The sequence below is a fragment of the Microbacterium yannicii PS01 genome (assembly GCF_000304335.1).
Taxonomy (GTDB): Bacteria; Actinomycetota; Actinomycetes; order Actinomycetales; family Microbacteriaceae; genus Microbacterium; species Microbacterium yannicii_A.
Window position 1 is genome coordinate 1 of record NZ_CAJF01000003.1, and the last position, 15,728, is coordinate 15,728.

Here is a 15,728-nt window from a genome sequence, read left to right on the forward strand (position 1 = left end):
GGTCGACCGGGCAGCCGAGATCGGCGCACGTCTCGTGGGCATCAACGCCCGCGACCTGTCGACCTTCGAGCTCGATCGCGATCTGTTCGGACGGCTCGCGGAGCGCATCCCGGCCGGCGCCGTCAAGGTCGCCGAGTCCGCGGTGCTCCAGCCGGCGGACGTCGCCCATTACCGTGCAGCAGGCGCCGATGTCGTGCTCGTCGGCGAGGCCCTCGTCACGAGCGACCCCGTCTCCACCCTTCGCGCATTCCTGGAGGCAGGCGCATGAGTCTTCGCGAAGCATCCGGCCCCTTCTTCGGCGAGTTCGGCGGGCGTTACATGCCCGAGTCGCTCATCGCGGCCATCGACGAGCTGACCGCCGAGTACGAGGCCGCCAAGGCCGACCCGGCTTTCCGGGCGGAGTTCGTCCGCCTGCTCCACTCGTACGCCGGGCGACCGTCGCCGATCACCGAGGTACCGCGATTCGCGGCCCACGCCGGCGGTGCCCGCATCTTCCTCAAGCGCGAGGACCTCAATCACACCGGCTCGCACAAGATCAACAACGTGCTCGGCCAGGCCCTGCTCACGCAGCGCCTGGGCAAGACCAGGGTCATCGCCGAGACCGGCGCCGGCCAGCACGGGGTTGCGACCGCGACCGCCGCCGCGCTGTTCGGTCTGGAGTGCACCATCTACATGGGCGAGGTCGACACCGAGCGCCAGGCGCTCAACGTCGCTCGCATGCGTCTGCTGGGGGCGGAGGTGGTGCCGGTCAAGACCGGCTCACGCACCCTCAAGGACGCGATCAACGACGCCTATCGGGACTGGGTGGCGAGCGTCGAGAACACGAACTACATCTTCGGCACCGCCGCCGGGCCGCACCCGTTCCCGGCCATGGTGCGCGACTTCCAGAAGGTCATCTCCGATGAGGCGCGCGCACAGCTCCTCGATGAGGCGGGCCGGCTTCCGGATGCCGTGCTGGCGTGCGTCGGCGGAGGCTCGAACGCCATCGGCATGTTCGACGCGTTCCTCGACGACGAGGGCGTCGCCCTCTACGGCGTCGAGGCGGCGGGCGACGGCGTCGACACCGTCCGTCACGCCGCGTCGATCGAGCGCGGCCGGCCGGGCATCCTCCACGGCGCCAAGACCTTCGTGCTGCAGGACGAGGACGGCCAGACGATCGAATCGCACTCGATCTCGGCGGGCCTGGACTACCCGGGTGTCGGGCCCGAGCACGCCTGGCTCGCCGCCATCGGCCGAGCGCAGTACATCCCCGCCACCGACGACGAGGCCATGCAGGCGTTGCGGCTGCTGTCGGAGACCGAAGGCATCATCCCCGCCATCGAGTCCGCGCACGCACTGGCCGGCGCTCTCCGCATCGGCCGCGAGCTCGGGCCGGACGCGATCCTCGCGGTCTGCCTGTCGGGTCGCGGAGACAAGGACATGGACACCGCGGCGCGGTACTTCGAGCTCTACGACGCGGCACCGGCCGTCGTCGCGCCCCCGGCTGACGACGCCGCCAAGGGCGAGGGGACGAAGCTGTGAGCTCTCGTGTCGCCGCGGCGATCGATGCCGCGAACGCCGCGGGCCGGGGCGCCTTCGTCGGCTACCTGCCGCTGGGCTTCCCGGATCTCGACACCAGCATCGAGGCCGCCGTCACCCTCGCCGAGAACGGGGCCGACATCCTCGAGCTCGGCCCGCCGTACTCCGATCCGGTGATGGACGGTCCCATCATCCAGGAGGCGACCCAGGCCGCCCTCGCGAACGGGTTCCGGCTGCGCGACACGTTCACCGCGGTCCGCGAGATCACGCGCCGCGTCGATGTGCCGGTTCTGGTCATGACCTATTGGAACCCGGTGCTGCAGTACGGCGTCGACCGCTACGCCGACGACCTCGCCGCCGCGGGAGGCGCCGGACTGATCACGCCCGACATCACCCCCGATGCCGCGGCCGAGTGGATCGCCGCGAGCCGGCGCACGAACCTCGATCGCGTGTTCCTCGCCGCTCCGACGTCGACCGACGAGCGACTCGATCTCATCATCGGCCAGTCCACCGGCTTCGTGTACACCGTCTCGACCATGGGGATCACAGGGGAGCGGACCCAGCTGGACGCCGCCGCCCGCACCCTCGTTCACCGGCTGCACGAGCGGGCAGATGCGCAGGACGCCCAGCTGCGCGCGTGCGTCGGCATCGGCATCTCGACCGCCGACCAGGTGGCCGGGGTGCTGGAGTACTCCGACGGCGCGATCGTCGGCACCGCTCTGGTGCGCGCGCTGCGCGACGGCGGGCTTCCCGGCCTCGCCGAGACCGCCCGCGGACTCGCAGCGGGCACCGGACGCGCCGGGAATTAGACTTCTGACGTCGGCCGCCGCCGGCCCACCCACCAGCAAGGACACGGTTCTCCCATGATCACCGCCGCCGCGAGCGTCGTCGCCAGCATCCCGAGCCCGTCGATCAGCTATTTCGACCTCGGCCCGCTGCGTATCCACATCTACGCGCTGTGCATCATCACGGGCATCATCGCCGCGGTGTTCCTGACCAACCACCGGCTGACCAAGCGCGGAGCGGAGCCGTGGGTCGTCATCGACATCGCACTGCTGGCCGTGCCGCTGGCGATCATCGTCGCCCGGGCCTACCACGTCGTCACCCACTGGGACTTCTACTTCGGCGAAGGGGCGAATCCGCTCTCGGCGCTGTACATCTGGGAGGGCGGCATCGCCATCTACGGCGCTCTCATCGGCGGCGCGGTGGGTGCATGGCTCGGCTGCCGGTGGACCGGCATCCGGTTCTGGACCTTCGCCGATGCCCTCGCGCCGGGACTCCTGCTCGCCCAGGCGATCGGCCGATTCGGCAACTGGTTCAACCAGGAGCTGTTCGGCCTGCCGACCGATGTTCCATGGGGCCTCGAGATCGACTACCCGAACGCCGCCTGGCCGATCGGGCTCCCCGAAGGCACGCTGTTCCACCCGACCTTCCTGTACGAAGTGCTGTGGAATGGACTCGGCGTGATCTTCCTGCTGTGGGCCGGCCGGCAGTTCCGGCTGCAGTGGGGGCGCCTGTTCGCCCTCTACCTCGTCTGGTACAGCGCCGGTCGCATCGTGTGGGAGTCGATCCGCATCGATCCGAGCGAGATCTTCCTCGGCATCCGCACCAACGTGTGGGCCGCGATCGCCGGTGTCGTCCTGGGTCTGGTGATCTTCTTCGTGCAGAAGAGGCGGCACCTCGGCTTCGAGCCGTCGCCCTATGTGTCCGGCCGCGAGTGGAACGCCGGACAGGCTGTACAATCGCAGGACACCGACGACTTCGTCGACGTCACCGACCCCCGACGTCCGAGGTCGCGGGATCGGCGCCACAAGCGCAGCCGTGAGCCCCACCCGGTGATCCGGGTCGCCACGATCACACGCGGTCTCCTCCGAGAATCGCGACCCAGGGCCGACGTCGTCCCATCTTGAGTATCAACGTGAGGACGGTAGGAATGGCTTCGAGCCCCCGTCGTCTCGCCTCGCAGGAGGCGAACACCCCCGCATCGGCAGGCCTCGCGGGTCTTCCGAAGAAGCAGGGCATGTACAACCCGGCCTTCGAGAAGGACGCGTGCGGTCTGGCGATGGTCGCGACTCTGCGCGGCGAGGCAGGTCACGACATCATCGACCTGGCCCTGACGGCGCTGCGCAACCTCGAACATCGGGGCGCGATCGGCTCCGACGCCGGCACCGGCGACGGGGCGGGCATCCTGACACAGATGCCCGACGCGTTCCTGCGCGCCGTGGTCGATTTCGAGCTGCCCCCGGTGGGGGAGTACGCGGCCGGGATGGTGTTCCTTCCCCGTGACGACGAGGCCCGCGCGGCCCAGAAGAGCGGGATCGAGCGGATCGCGGCATCCGAGAACCTCACGGTGCTCGGCTGGCGCGAGGTGCCCACCTCCGACGAGAACCTCGGCAAGCTCGCGTTCGCCGCCCGGCCGGCCTTCGAGCAGCTCTTCGTATCGCGGCCCGCCGTCGGCGACAGTCCGGCGCTGTCGGGGATCGCCCTCGACCGCCGCACGTTCCGCCTGCGCAAGCGCGCCCGCACCGAGCTCGACGCCTACTTCGTGTCGCTGTCGGCGCGGACGCTCGGCTACAAGGGCATGGTCACCACGCTTCAGCTCGAGCCGTTCTACCCCGACCTGCAGGACGAGCGCTTCGCCTCGGAGCTTGCCGTCGTCCACTCGCGGTACTCGACCAACACCTTCCCGTCGTGGCCGCTGGCGCAGCCGCTGCGCATGCTCGCCCACAACGGCGAGATCAACACCGTCAACGGCAACCGCAACTGGATGCGGGCGCGGCAGTCCCAGCTCGAGTCGGAGCTGCTCGGCGACATCCAGCCGCTTCTGCCGATCTGCACCCCGGGCGCCAGCGACTCCGCCTCTTTCGACGAGGTCCTCGAGCTTCTCACCCTGACCGGGCGAAGCCTCCCGCACGCCATCATGATGATGGTGCCCGAGGCATACGAGAAGCAGGCCGACATCGACCCCAAGCTGCGCTCGTTCTACGAGTTCCACTCGATGCAGATGGAGCCGTGGGACGGGCCGGCCGCGCTCATCTTCACCGACGGCACACTCGTCGGCGCGACTCTGGACCGCAACGGCCTCCGCCCCGGGCGGTGGACCGAGACGACCGACGGCCTCATCGTCATCGGCAGCGAGACCGGCGTGCTCGACTTCGAGCCCGAGCGCATCAAGCGCCGCGGACGCCTGCGTCCCGGGCGGATGTTCCTCGTCGACACGGCGCAGCGCCGGATCGTCGAGGACGACGAGATCAAGACCCAGCTCGCCGAGCTCGAGCCGTGGCAGGAGTGGCTCGACGCCGGTCGCGTGCGACTGGCCGATCTTCCCGAGCGCGAGCACATCGTGCACCCCATCGCATCGATCACGCGCCGTCAGCGCACCTTCGGCTACACCGAGGAGGAGGTGAAGATCCTTCTCGCGCCCATGGGCCAGGCCGGCGCCGAACCGCTCGGCGCGATGGGATCCGACACCCCCGTCGCGGTGCTCAGCGAGCGTCCGCGCCTGCTCTTCGACTACTTCACGCAGCAGTTCGCGCAGGTGACCAACCCGCCGCTGGACTCGATCCGCGAAGAGGTTGTGACCTCTCTCGCTCTGGGCCTCGGGCCCGAGCGCAACCTGCTGGAATGGGGCGCCGAGCACACCCGCGTGGTGACGCTCGACTTCCCGGTCATCGACAACGACGAGCTCGCGAAGATCCAGCACATCGACACGGCGCTCCCCGGCCGCACGTCGGTGACGATCCGCGGTCTGTATCGCGTCGAGGCCGGTCACAAGGGCATGAAGAAGCGCCTCGAGCAGATGTGCGCCGAGGTCGACCAGGCCATCGAGGACGGCGCCGAGTTCATCGTGCTGTCCGACCGCGACTCCAACAAGGACCTCGCGCCCATCCCGTCGCTGCTGATGCTCGCCGCGGTGCACCACCACCTCATCCGCAAGCAGACTCGCATGAAGTGCGGCCTGGTGGTCGAGGCGGGCGATGTGCGCGAGGTGCACCACGTCGCCACCCTCATCGGATACGGCGCGTCGGCGGTCAATCCCTATCTCGCGATGGAGACGGTCGAATATCTCGTGCGCGCCGGCCTGATCACCGGCATCGCGCCCGAGAAGGCGGTGCGCAACCTGATCTACGCGCTCGGCAAGGGCGTGCTGAAGATCATGTCGAAGATGGGCATCTCGACGGTCTCGTCGTACGCCGGCGCGCAGGTGTTCGAGGCGGTCGGGCTGTCGCAGGACTTCGTCGACGCCTACTTCACCGGCACCGAGTCGAAGCTCGGCGGCGTGGGACTGGACGTCATCGCGGCCGAGAACGCCGCGCGCCACGAGTACGCCTACCCGGAGGATGCCGCGGTCCGCGCGCACGAGCGCCTCTGGACCGGCGGCGAATACCAGTGGCGGCGCGACGGCTCGCCCCACCTGTTCAACCCCGACACGGTCTTCCGGCTGCAGCACTCCACGCGCACGCGCCGGTACGACATCTTCCGCGAGTACACGCAGCTGGTCGACCAGCAGGCGGGCGAGCTGAAGACGCTGCGCGGCCTCTTCTCGCTGAAGACCGAAGGACGCGCGCCGGTGCCGATCGACGAGGTCGAGCCGGTGTCGTCCATCGTCAAGCGCTTCTCCACGGGTGCGATGAGCTACGGCTCGATCTCCAAGGAGGCCCACGAGACCCTGGCGATCGCGATGAACCGTCTCGGCGGCAAGTCGAACACGGGCGAGGGCGGCGAGGACGTCGACCGGCTGCTCGACCCCGAGCGTCGCAGCTCGATCAAGCAGGTCGCCTCCGGCCGGTTCGGTGTCACGAGCCTCTACCTCACCGAGGCCGACGACATCCAGATCAAGCTCGCCCAGGGTGCCAAGCCGGGTGAGGGCGGCCAGCTGCCGCCGACCAAGGTCTATCCCTGGGTCGCCCGCACGCGGCATGCGACGGCGGGCGTGGGTCTCATCTCCCCGCCCCCGCACCACGACATCTACTCCATCGAAGACCTCAAGCAGCTGATCTTCGATCTGAAGCGCGCCAATCCGGGTGCTCGTGTCCACGTCAAGCTCGTGAGCCAGTCGGGCATCGGCGCGGTCGCTGCGGGTACGGCCAAGGCTCTCGCCGACGTGATCCTGGTCTCGGGCCATGACGGCGGCACCGGCGCCAGCCCGCTGAACTCGCTGAAGCACGCCGGCACCCCGTGGGAGCTGGGCCTCGCCGAGACGCAGCAGACGCTCATGCTCAACGGCATGCGCGACCGCGTCGTGGTGCAGGTCGACGGTCAGCTCAAGACCGGGCGCGACGTCATCATCGGCGCGCTGCTGGGCGCCGAGGAGTTCGGCTTCGCCACGGCACCGCTGGTCGTCTCGGGCTGCATCATGATGCGTGTGTGCCATCTCGACACCTGCCCGGTGGGCGTTGCGACGCAGAACCCCGTGCTCCGCCAGCGCTTCAACGGCAAGCCCGAGTTCGTCGTGAACTTCATGGAGTTCATCGCCGAAGAGGTGCGCGAGTACCTCGCCGAGCTCGGCTTCCGCTCGCTCGACGAGGCGATCGGCCGCAGCGACCTGCTCGACGTCGCGGGAGCGGTCCGGCACTGGAAGGCCAGCGGTCTCGACCTGACGCCCGTGCTCGAGGGCCCGGCTTTCGCCGATGACGAGCCGCGTCGCAACACGACGGCGCAGCTGCACGAGCTCGACGAGCACTTCGACGTCGCTCTCCTCGAGCGCGCGCAGGACGTCATCGCGCACGGCGGCGAGGTCACCATCGACCTGCCGATCCGCAACACCGAGCGCGCCGTCGGCACCCTTCTCGGGCACCACGTGACGCGCGCCCGCGGCGAGAACGGGCTGCCCTCCGGCAGCATCGTGGTGAACCTGACGGGCTCGGCCGGCCAGTCCTTCGGAGCGTTCATGCCGGCCGGCATCACCCTGCGGCTCGAGGGCGACTCCAACGACTACGTCGGCAAGGGCCTCTCGGGCGGTCAGATCGTGATCCGCCCGCCGCGGCGCGCGGCCTTCGACGCCTCGAAGAACGTCATCGCCGGCAACGTGATCGGCTACGGCGCCACGCAGGGGACGATGTTCCTTCGAGGAGTCGTGGGGGAGCGGTTCTTCGTGCGCAACTCCGGCGCCACCGCGGTGGTCGAGGGCGTCGGCGACCACGCCCTCGAGTACATGACCGGCGGCCTCGCCGTGATCCTCGGCGCCACCGGCCGCAACCTCGGCGCGGGGATGTCGGGCGGCACCGCCTACGTCTACAAGCTCGATCGCAAGCTCGTCAACCGTGAGGCCCTGGCCTCGGGCGAGCTCGAACTGGGCGAGCTGGGCGCCGGCGATGCCGAGATCCTGCGCGACCTGCTCGAGCAGCACGCCGCAGAGACCGAGTCGACCCTCGCACGCGCTCTGCTCGATGACTTCGAGGCAGAGGTCGACAATTTCGTCAGGGTGATGCCGCGCGACTACGCCGCGGTGCTGCAGACCCGCCAGGCGGCGGTCGCCGAGGGGCTGGACCCCGACGGCGATGTCGTCTGGCACCGGATCCTGGAGGTGACAGGTGGCTGACCCCAAGGGCTTTCTCAAGGTCACCGAGCGAGAGCTGCCCCCGCGGCGGCCGGTGCCGGTGCGCATCATGGACTGGAAAGAGGTCTATGAGCCGGGCGATTCCGCCGTCATCCGCCGGCAGGCGGGACGCTGCATGGACTGCGGCGTGCCGTTCTGCCACCAGGGATGCCCGCTGGGCAACCTGATCCCGGAGTGGAACGACCTGATGTGGCGCGGCGAGGGCCGGGCCGCGATCGAGCGCCTGCACGCGACGAACAACTTCCCGGAGTTCACCGGCCGGCTGTGCCCGGCGCCGTGCGAGAGCTCGTGCGTCCTCGGCATCAACCAGCCCGCCGTGACCATCAAGCAGGTCGAGGTCTCGATCATCGACGAGGCCTTCGGCCACGGCTGGGTCGAGCCCGAGCCGCCGGGACGCCTGACCGGCAAGACCGTCGCCGTGGTGGGCTCCGGCCCCGCCGGCCTGGCTGCCGCTCAGCAGCTCACGCGCGCCGGCCACACCGTGGCCGTGTTCGAGCGCGACGACCGGATCGGCGGACTGCTGCGCTACGGCATCCCCGACTTCAAGATGGAGAAGAAGCACCTCGAGGCGCGTCTTCGCCAGATGCAGGACGAGGGCACGCGGTTCCGCGCCGGCGTCGAGATCGGCAAGGACATCTCGTGGAGCGACCTGCGCGCCCGCTACGACGCCGTCGTGGTCACCACCGGAGCGACGGTCCCGCGAGACCTTCCGATCCCGGGGCGCGACCTCGCCGGCGTGCACTTCGCGATGGAGTACCTCGTCGAGTCGAACAAGGCGGTCGCCGGTGACGCGGTCCCCAACCAGATCACGGCCGAGGGCAAGCACGTCGTCGTCATCGGCGGCGGCGACACCGGCGCGGACTGCATCGGCACCGCCCACCGCCACGGCGCTCTCAGCGTGACCAACCTCGCCATCGGCAAGCAGCCTCCCGGCGAGCGTCCGGAGCACCAGCCCTGGCCCATGACGCCCACTCTCTTCGAGATGGCGTCGGCGCACGAGGAGGGCGGCGAGCGGTCCTTCCTCGCATCGACGGTGGAGTTCCTCTCGAACGACGTCGGTGAGGTGCGCGCGCTGCGCGTCGCCGAGACCGAGTTCGTCGACGGCCGCCGCGTGCCCAAGAGCGGCACCGAGCGCGAGATCCCCGCCGACCTGGTGCTGATCGCGATGGGATTCACCGGCCCTGAGCGGACCCTCCTCGAGGAGCAGCTCGGCGCCCAGTTCAGCGACCGGGGGAGCATCCGCCGCGAGGAGGACTACCAGACGAATGCGCCGGGCGTCTTCGTGGCCGGCGACGCCGGTCGCGGGCAGTCGCTCATCGTGTGGGCGATCGCGGAGGGCCGCGCCGCCGCCGCGGGCGTCGACCGCTTCCTCATGGGCGAGACTCAGCTTCCCTCGCCCGTCCGCCCGCACGATGTCGCCATCGGCCTGCAGCCCGCGTAGGCTGGCCGAGGCATTCGCCACCTTCCCAACACCCGGAGAAACCACGGATGAGACGCGCCAAGATCGTCGCCACCCTGGGTCCCGCCACATCGACGTATGAGATGGTCCGCGCGATCATCGATGCCGGTGTCGACGTCGCCCGATTCAACCTGAGCCACGGGGACTACTCGGTCCACGACAACAACTTCGCCAATGTGCGAAAGGCCGCTGACGACGCCGGACGCGCTGTCGCCGTCCTCGTCGACCTCCAGGGCCCGAAGATCCGGCTCGGAAAGTTCGAGAACGGCCCGCACGAGCTCGCCGTCGGCGACATCTTCAAGATCACGACCGAAGACATCCTGGGTACGAAGGAGATCGTCGGGACGACGTTCAAGGGTCTTCCGAACGACGTCAACCCCGGAGACTTCCTCCTGATCGACGACGGCAAGGTGCGCGTCGAGGTCGTCGAGACCGACGGCACCGTCGTCACCACCAAGGTCATCGTCGGCGGCCCGGTGTCGAACAACAAGGGCATCAACCTGCCCGGCGTCGCCGTCAACGTCCCTGCGCTCTCCGATAAGGACGAGGCGGACCTCCGCTGGGGCCTTCAGGCCGGCGCAGATCTCATCGCGCTGTCGTTCGTGCGCAGCGCGAAGGACGTCCAGCGCGTGCACGTCATCATGGCGGAGGAGGGGCGTCACGTGCCCGTCATCGCCAAGATCGAGAAGCCGCAGGCGGTCGACAACCTCGAGGAGATCATCGACGCGTTCGACGGCATCATGGTCGCCCGCGGCGACCTGGGCGTCGAGCTTCCGCTGGAGGCTGTGCCGATCGTGCAGAAGCGCGCGGTCGAGCTGTGCCGCCGTATGGCGAAGCCCGTCATCGTCGCCACCCAGATGCTCGAGTCCATGATCGAGAACCCGGTTCCCACGCGCGCCGAGACGAGCGACGTCGCCAACGCCGTCCTCGACGGTGCGGACGCGGTCATGCTCTCGGGCGAGACCAGCGTCGGAAAATACCCGGTCGGCGTCGTCGAGACGATGGCGCGCATCATCGACTCCACCGAGGAGCACGGCCTGGAGCGCATTCAGCCGCTCAACACCAAGCCGCGCACGCAGGGCGGCGCGATCACGCTGGCCGCGATGGAGGTGGCGGACTTCGTCGAGGCGAAGTACCTCTGCATCTTCACCGAGTCCGGCGACACCGCGCGTCGCATGTCGCGTCTGCGCCCTCGCATCCCGATGATCGGCTTCACTCCCGAGCCGGCGATCCGCCGCCGCATGGCGATCACGTGGGGCGTGCAGTCCTCGCTCGTCGAGCACGTCGCGCACACCGATCTGATGTTCATCCAGGTCGACGACTTCCTGCTCGCGAACGATCTCGCGAAGGTCGGCGACAAGGTCGTGGTCATCTCGGGTTCTCCTCCCGGAATCATCGGGTCGACGAACGACATCCGCATCCACAAGGTCGGCGACGCGGTCCACGGCAAGGCGCCCATCTACAAGTCGCGGGACTGAACACCGTTCTCACGGGCTGTCGCGAGCACTAAGGTGATCGCGACAGCCCGTTTTCTCGTGGGAAGGTGCCTCGCCGTGTTTCTCCAAGACTTCTTCTGGTTCCTGCTGTGGAGCTTCTACTTCATCGCATACCTGTACGTCGTGATCCTCATCATCACCGACCTCTTCCGCGACCACTCCCTCAACGGCGGCTTCAAGGCCCTGTGGATCATCGCGCTGGTCTTCGTGCCGTTCCTGACCGCGCTCATCTACATCATCGCCCGGGGCAAGGGCATGGCCCAGCGCCTGCAGGTGTCGCGCGGCGTCGTCGCCGAGAGCGACGACTACCGTCCGGCGGCATCCTCCAGCCCGTCCGAAGACATCGCACATGCCAAGAAGCTGCTGGACGCGGGCACCATCACTCAGGGCGAGTTCGACGCCCTCAAGAGCAAGGCGCTCGGAAACCAGTACTTCGGCGCCTGAGCCGTACGCACCACGTGGTGAGCGGATGCCGGGGGCTCCGGCATCCGCTCACCTCTTCGTCTGCGACGGCGGGCTACTCCACGAGCTTGCCGGCGACCGACACCTCGCGCATGAGGTCGGCGATCCCGCGCGGGATCGGCGGGATCTCTTCGCGGACCACGCCGGTCGACGGTGACCAGACGAGGTTCACCTGCAGGCCGGGGTCGAGGTCGGGATAGTCGCTGCGGTTGTGGCATCCGCGTGTCTCACGGCGCTCCAGCGCCGCCTCGAGGGTGGCTCGCGCGGCCAGCGCCGCCGACTTGAGATCGAAGGCGTGCGCGAGATCGTGGTAGCCGGCGATGTCGGGATGCACGCCGATGTCGGTCATCCGGCCCTCGATCACGTCGAGCTCTGCGAGCCCGGCGCGCAGCCCCTCGTCGTCGCGGACGACTCCGGCGTGCTCCGTCATGACGTCGCGGATCGCGCGCTGCAGTGCCCGCACGTTCTCTGTTCCGGACGCCCCGAGCAGATCGGCGATCTCGGTGCGCGCCTGCGTGACGGCTGCGGCCGACCTCTTCTGCGCCGCAAGCGAGGCCGAGTAGGCCGCCGCGGCCTGACCGACGATCCGCCCGAAGACCAGCAGCTCGATCAGCGAGTTGCCGCCGAGCCGGTTCGCGCCGTGCAGTCCGGAGGACGCCTCGCCGATCGCGTACAGTCCCGGCACGTCGGTCGAGTGATCCTCGGAGCGCACCCACACGCCGCCCATCGAGTAGTGCGCGGTAGGGGCGATCTCGATCGGCTGCTTCGTGATGTCGAGCATCTGCAGCTCGAGCATCGTCTGGTAGACCCGGGGGAGCCGGGTCATGATCGTCTCGCGCGGGAGATGGGACACATCCAGCCAGACGCCGCCGTTGGGGGTGCCGCGGCCTTCCTTGATCTCGGTGTAGCACGCGAGCGCCACGCGATCGCGGGTCGACAGCTCGAGCCGCTCGGGGTCGTACCTGTGCATGAACCGCTCGCCGAGTCCGTTCCGCAGGATTCCGCCCTCACCGCGCGCGGCCTCCGAGATGAGCGTGCCCGCGGCGTTCTCGGGTTCGATGATGCCGCTGGGATGGAACTGCACGAGCTCGGGATCGCGCAGCCGGCCGCCGGCCTCCACCGCGAGACGGAAGGAGTCGCCGGTGTTCTCGTCGCGGCGCGACGAGGTGCGTCGCCAGATGCGGTTGTGTCCACCGGCCGCGAGGATCACGGCGTCGGCGTGGATCAGATACCGCGTGCCGTCGTCGAGATCGAACCCGTAGGCGCCGAACACCGCGCCGTCGTCGTTGACCAGGATGCGCGTGATGTAGACGGTGTCGAGGACGGGCACCTGCAGCTGAGCGGCCCGATTGATCAATGTCCGCTGGATCTCGAGTCCGGTGTAGTCGCCGGCGAAGGCGGTGCGACGGTAGGTGTGCGCTCCGAAGAAGCGCTGCGAGATGCGGCCGTCGTCCTCGCGGGCGAACGGCATGCCGTAGCGCTCGAGGTCTTCGATGCCGCGCGCCGCCCCCGACGTGACGATCTCGACGGTGTGCGGGTTGGCGAGCAGGTAGCTCTCCTTGAGCGTGTCGGCGGCGTGCTGCTGCCAGGAGTCATCGGCATCCATGGTGCCGAGCGCGGCATTGATGCCGCCGGCGGCGAGCGATGTGTGGGCGTCCGATCTGGGTCGCTTGCCGAGGGCGAGCACGTCGACGCCGGCCTCCGCCAGCTCGATCGCGGCACGAAGGCCGGAGCCGCCCGTGCCGATGACGAGGACGGTGGTGGAGATCTGACGTTCTGCAGTGGTCATGCCTCGAACGTATGCCTGGCGCGACGATTACTCCAATGCATCTTTCTGCTCGGATCCATAGCGATACGCTATTCACATGAACCTCGAGCAACTGCGCGGTTTCGTAGAGGTCGCGAACGTCGGCAACTTCACGCGGGCCGCGGACCGACTGCATCTCGCCCAGCCGTCCTTGAGCAGGCAGATCGCCACGCTCGAGCAGGACCTCGGGGCCGAGCTGTTCCATCGGACGAGGGGCGGCAGTTCGCTCACCGCCGCGGGGGAGTCGCTCCTGCCGCTCGCCCGGCGGATGCTCGCCGACGCGGAGTCGGTGCGCCGTGAGTTCGCCGAGATCTCCGGGCTGCAGCGCGGCCGAGTGCGTCTGGGAGCGACTCCCACGTTGTGCATCAGCCTCGTCGCAGAGGTCTTCAGCGCATTCCACCGAGCCCACCCTGCGATCGAACTCCACCTGTCGGAGCACGGTTCGCGCCGGCTGCTCGGAGAGCTCTCGGGCGGAGAACTGGACCTCGCCGTGGTCACGACATCCGACTCGGCCTCCGCCGACCGCTTCATCGTCACGCCGCTGCTCGTCGAAGAGCTCGTCGTCATCTCGTCGAGCGACGCGCCGCCGGTGACCAGCCGTGACGCCGTCAGCCTCGAAGAGGTCGCGCCGATGCCGCAGATCGTCTTCAGCTCGAGCTACGACCTGCGTGCCACCACCGACGACGCGTTCCGCGGCGCGGGTCTGCGTCCCAATGCGGTGATCGAGGGCGCGGAGATGGATGCGGTGCTGCGCTTCGTGGAGCGCGGCCTCGGGGTGGCGATCGTCCCCGCCATGGTGCTGATCAACCGGCCGGGGCTGCGGGCCGTGCGGCTCTCGTCGCCGACCCTGACCAGGACGATCAGCATCGCTCGTCCGGCCGACATCGCGCCGACGACCGCGGTCGAGGTGATGCAGCGGACCATCGTCGGCACCGCCCGAGAGCTCGCCGCCTCGGCCGGCGCGACGATGCGCCTCGCCTGAGTGCGGCGCGGAGCCTTTGCGTGCCGGTGGTGGGAGTCGTCCCCACGGCCACTCCACGCGCCGCTGGCGCGTCGCGCGGAGCCTCTGGCCGCGTGGTCCCACCCACAAGCGGGCTCTTTCCAAGCCCACGACCGGCACGACACCGGGAAAGGCACCCTCCGGGCGGCTTCCCCGATCCCGTGCCGGTGGTGGGAGTCGAACCCACACGCCCTTGCGGGCAACCGAGTTTGAGTCGGTCGCGTCTGCCATTCCGCCACACCGGCCCACGCCTCGCGGCGCGTCCGCGATTGACCATACCGTAGGATTCAATGGTGACTGAGCAGGAGCAGACCGCCGCATCGACGGCTTCCACCCCCCGTCGTGTCGTGGTGGCCGAGGATGAATCGCTGATCCGACTCGACATCGTCGAGATCCTCCGCGACAACGGCTTCGACGTCGTCGGCGAGGCCGGTGACGGCGAGACCGCCGTGCAGCTGGCCACCGAGCTGCGCCCCGACCTCGTCATCATGGACGTCAAGATGCCGCAGCTCGACGGCATCTCGGCCGCCGAGAAGCTCAGCAAGAACCACATCGCCCCCGTCGTCCTCCTGACCGCCTTCAGCCAGAAAGAGCTCGTCGAGCGTGCGAGCGAGGCCGGTGCCCTGGCGTACGTGGTGAAGCCCTTCACGCCCAACGACCTGCTGCCGGCGATCGAGATCGCGCTGGCCCGCTACGAGCAGATCATCACGCTCGAGGCCGAGGTCGCCGACATGGTCGAGCGCTTCGAGACCCGCAAGCTCGTCGACCGCGCCAAGGGACTGCTCAACGAGAAGATGGGCCTGAGCGAGCCCGAGGCGTTCCGCTGGATCCAGAAGGCGTCGATGGATCGCCGCCTCACGATGCAGGACGTCGCCAAGGCGATCATCGAGCAGCTCGCGCCCAAGAAGGGCTGACAGAAACATCACGGGGGACGGATGCCGCGGCATCCGTCCCCCGTTCCTGTCCTGGCGATCAGCCGGCCGGGAGATCCTTGATGTGATTCGTGATGCGCACCGTCGAGCAGCGTCTGCCCTCGTCGTCGGTCACGACGATCTCGTGAACGGTGAGGCTCCGGCCCAGATGAAGCGGAGTGCACACGCCGGTGACATGGCCCGACGTGGCCGAACGGGTGTGCGTGGCGTTGATATCGACGCCGACCGCGAGGCGACCCGGACCGGCGTGGTAGTTCGCGTGCATCGAACCGAGCGATTCGCCGAGCACCACGTAGGCCCCGCCGTGGAAGAGCCCGACCGGCTGGGTGTTCCCCTCCACGGGCATGCGGGCGACCGCGCGCTCGGGGGTGAACTCGAGCCACTCGAAGCCCATCTTCTCGGCCAGGGCGCCGATGCCGCGGCCCGTCGCCCACTGCAGGCCGTCCTGGTCGGCGAGAGGGCTGTCGGCGAGGGACTTCTCGGACATGGCGACAC

11 protein-coding genes, 1 tRNA gene and 1 pseudogene are annotated in these 15,728 nt (G+C 69.0%); 10 read left to right on the forward strand and 3 right to left on the reverse strand.

Annotated elements, in window-relative coordinates; all coding sequences use genetic code 11:
• The 8 genes and pseudogenes from WYM_RS02220 to WYM_RS02255 form a co-directional block, all read left to right on the forward strand.
• Nucleotides 1-268: pseudogene (locus WYM_RS02220) on the forward strand (indole-3-glycerol phosphate synthase TrpC); the annotation flags it as partial.
• Entirely contained in the window at nucleotides 265-1,521 is a 1,257-nt protein-coding gene (gene trpB / locus WYM_RS02225) for a tryptophan synthase subunit beta (RefSeq protein WP_019179193.1), read from the forward strand. The pseudogene WYM_RS02220 and the gene trpB, both read left to right, overlap by 4 nt.
• Nucleotides 1,518-2,327, forward strand: coding sequence for a tryptophan synthase subunit alpha (trpA, locus tag WYM_RS02230; RefSeq protein WP_019179194.1), 810 nt, complete (start codon nucleotides 1,518-1,520; stop codon nucleotides 2,325-2,327). Before trpB ends, trpA begins: the two co-directional genes overlap by 4 nt.
• Before the next feature lie 54 nt (nucleotides 2,328-2,381).
• The gene (gene lgt, locus WYM_RS02235) at nucleotides 2,382-3,428 is read left to right on the forward strand and encodes a prolipoprotein diacylglyceryl transferase (protein ID WP_019179195.1); all 1,047 of its coding nucleotides are present in this window, start codon (nucleotides 2,382-2,384) and stop codon (nucleotides 3,426-3,428) included.
• 110 nt (nucleotides 3,429-3,538) lie between these two features.
• Nucleotides 3,539-8,059 carry a glutamate synthase large subunit gene (gene gltB, locus WYM_RS02240; protein WP_237739283.1) on the forward strand — a complete coding sequence of 1,507 codons (4,521 nt, stop codon included), beginning with the start codon at nucleotides 3,539-3,541 and terminating at the stop codon, nucleotides 8,057-8,059.
• Nucleotides 8,052-9,518: a glutamate synthase subunit beta gene (locus WYM_RS02245; RefSeq protein ID WP_019179197.1), complete on the forward strand. Its 1,467-nt coding sequence runs from the start codon at nucleotides 8,052-8,054 to the stop codon at nucleotides 9,516-9,518. The genes gltB and WYM_RS02245 overlap by 8 nt, the downstream gene beginning before the upstream one ends.
• Before the next feature lie 47 nt (nucleotides 9,519-9,565).
• Nucleotides 9,566-11,014 (forward strand): pyruvate kinase, encoded by a 1,449-nt coding sequence (gene pyk, locus WYM_RS02250; RefSeq protein WP_019179198.1) that lies wholly within the window; start codon nucleotides 9,566-9,568, stop codon nucleotides 11,012-11,014.
• A 75-nt stretch (nucleotides 11,015-11,089) separates the two neighbouring features.
• Nucleotides 11,090-11,476 (forward strand): PLDc N-terminal domain-containing protein, encoded by a 387-nt coding sequence (locus tag WYM_RS02255; RefSeq protein ID WP_019179199.1) that lies wholly within the window; start codon nucleotides 11,090-11,092, stop codon nucleotides 11,474-11,476.
• Between the two features lie 73 nt (nucleotides 11,477-11,549).
• Here WYM_RS02255 and WYM_RS02260 read toward each other — a convergent pair whose 3' ends face one another.
• Nucleotides 11,550-13,283: an L-aspartate oxidase gene (locus tag WYM_RS02260; protein ID WP_019179200.1), complete on the reverse strand. Its 1,734-nt coding sequence runs from the start codon at nucleotides 13,281-13,283 to the stop codon at nucleotides 11,550-11,552.
• 76 nt (nucleotides 13,284-13,359) lie between these two features.
• On the opposite strand from WYM_RS02260, the gene WYM_RS02265 reads away from it, so the two are divergent.
• Nucleotides 13,360-14,283, forward strand: coding sequence for a LysR family transcriptional regulator (locus tag WYM_RS02265; protein WP_019179201.1), 924 nt, complete (start codon nucleotides 13,360-13,362; stop codon nucleotides 14,281-14,283).
• A gap of 180 nt (nucleotides 14,284-14,463) precedes the next feature.
• On the opposite strand, the gene WYM_RS02270 is transcribed toward WYM_RS02265, so the two are convergent.
• Nucleotides 14,464-14,546, reverse strand: a tRNA-Leu gene (locus WYM_RS02270).
• 45 nt (nucleotides 14,547-14,591) lie between these two features.
• Between WYM_RS02270 and WYM_RS02275 the strand changes: the two genes are divergently transcribed.
• Nucleotides 14,592-15,215 carry a response regulator gene (locus tag WYM_RS02275; RefSeq protein ID WP_019179202.1) on the forward strand — a complete coding sequence of 208 codons (624 nt, stop codon included), beginning with the start codon at nucleotides 14,592-14,594 and terminating at the stop codon, nucleotides 15,213-15,215.
• 58 nt (nucleotides 15,216-15,273) lie between these two features.
• On the opposite strand, the gene WYM_RS02280 is transcribed toward WYM_RS02275, so the two are convergent.
• Entirely contained in the window at nucleotides 15,274-15,720 is a 447-nt protein-coding gene (locus WYM_RS02280) for a PaaI family thioesterase (RefSeq protein ID WP_019179203.1), read from the reverse strand.
• Nucleotides 15,721-15,728 lie beyond the last annotated feature (8 nt).

Bases quoted from the DNA above. Each gene is read 5' to 3' on its own strand.
- gltB (WP_237739283.1), top strand. From the start codon at position 3,539: ATGTACAACCCGGCCTTCGAGAAGGACGCGTGCGGTCTGGCGATGGTC.
- trpB (WP_019179193.1), top strand. From the start codon at position 265: ATGAGTCTTCGCGAAGCATCCGGCCCCTTCTTCGGCGAGTTCGGCGGG.
- WYM_RS02260 (WP_019179200.1), bottom strand. From the start codon at position 13,283: ATGACCACTGCAGAACGTCAGATCTCCACCACCGTCCTCGTCATCGGC.
- pyk (WP_019179198.1), top strand. From the start codon at position 9,566: ATGAGACGCGCCAAGATCGTCGCCACCCTGGGTCCCGCCACATCGACG.
- WYM_RS02265 (WP_019179201.1), top strand. From the start codon at position 13,360: ATGAACCTCGAGCAACTGCGCGGTTTCGTAGAGGTCGCGAACGTCGGC.
- WYM_RS02280 (WP_019179203.1), bottom strand. From the start codon at position 15,720: ATGTCCGAGAAGTCCCTCGCCGACAGCCCTCTCGCCGACCAGGACGGC.
- lgt (WP_019179195.1), top strand. From the start codon at position 2,382: ATGATCACCGCCGCCGCGAGCGTCGTCGCCAGCATCCCGAGCCCGTCG.
- WYM_RS02275 (WP_019179202.1), top strand. From the start codon at position 14,592: ATGGTGACTGAGCAGGAGCAGACCGCCGCATCGACGGCTTCCACCCCC.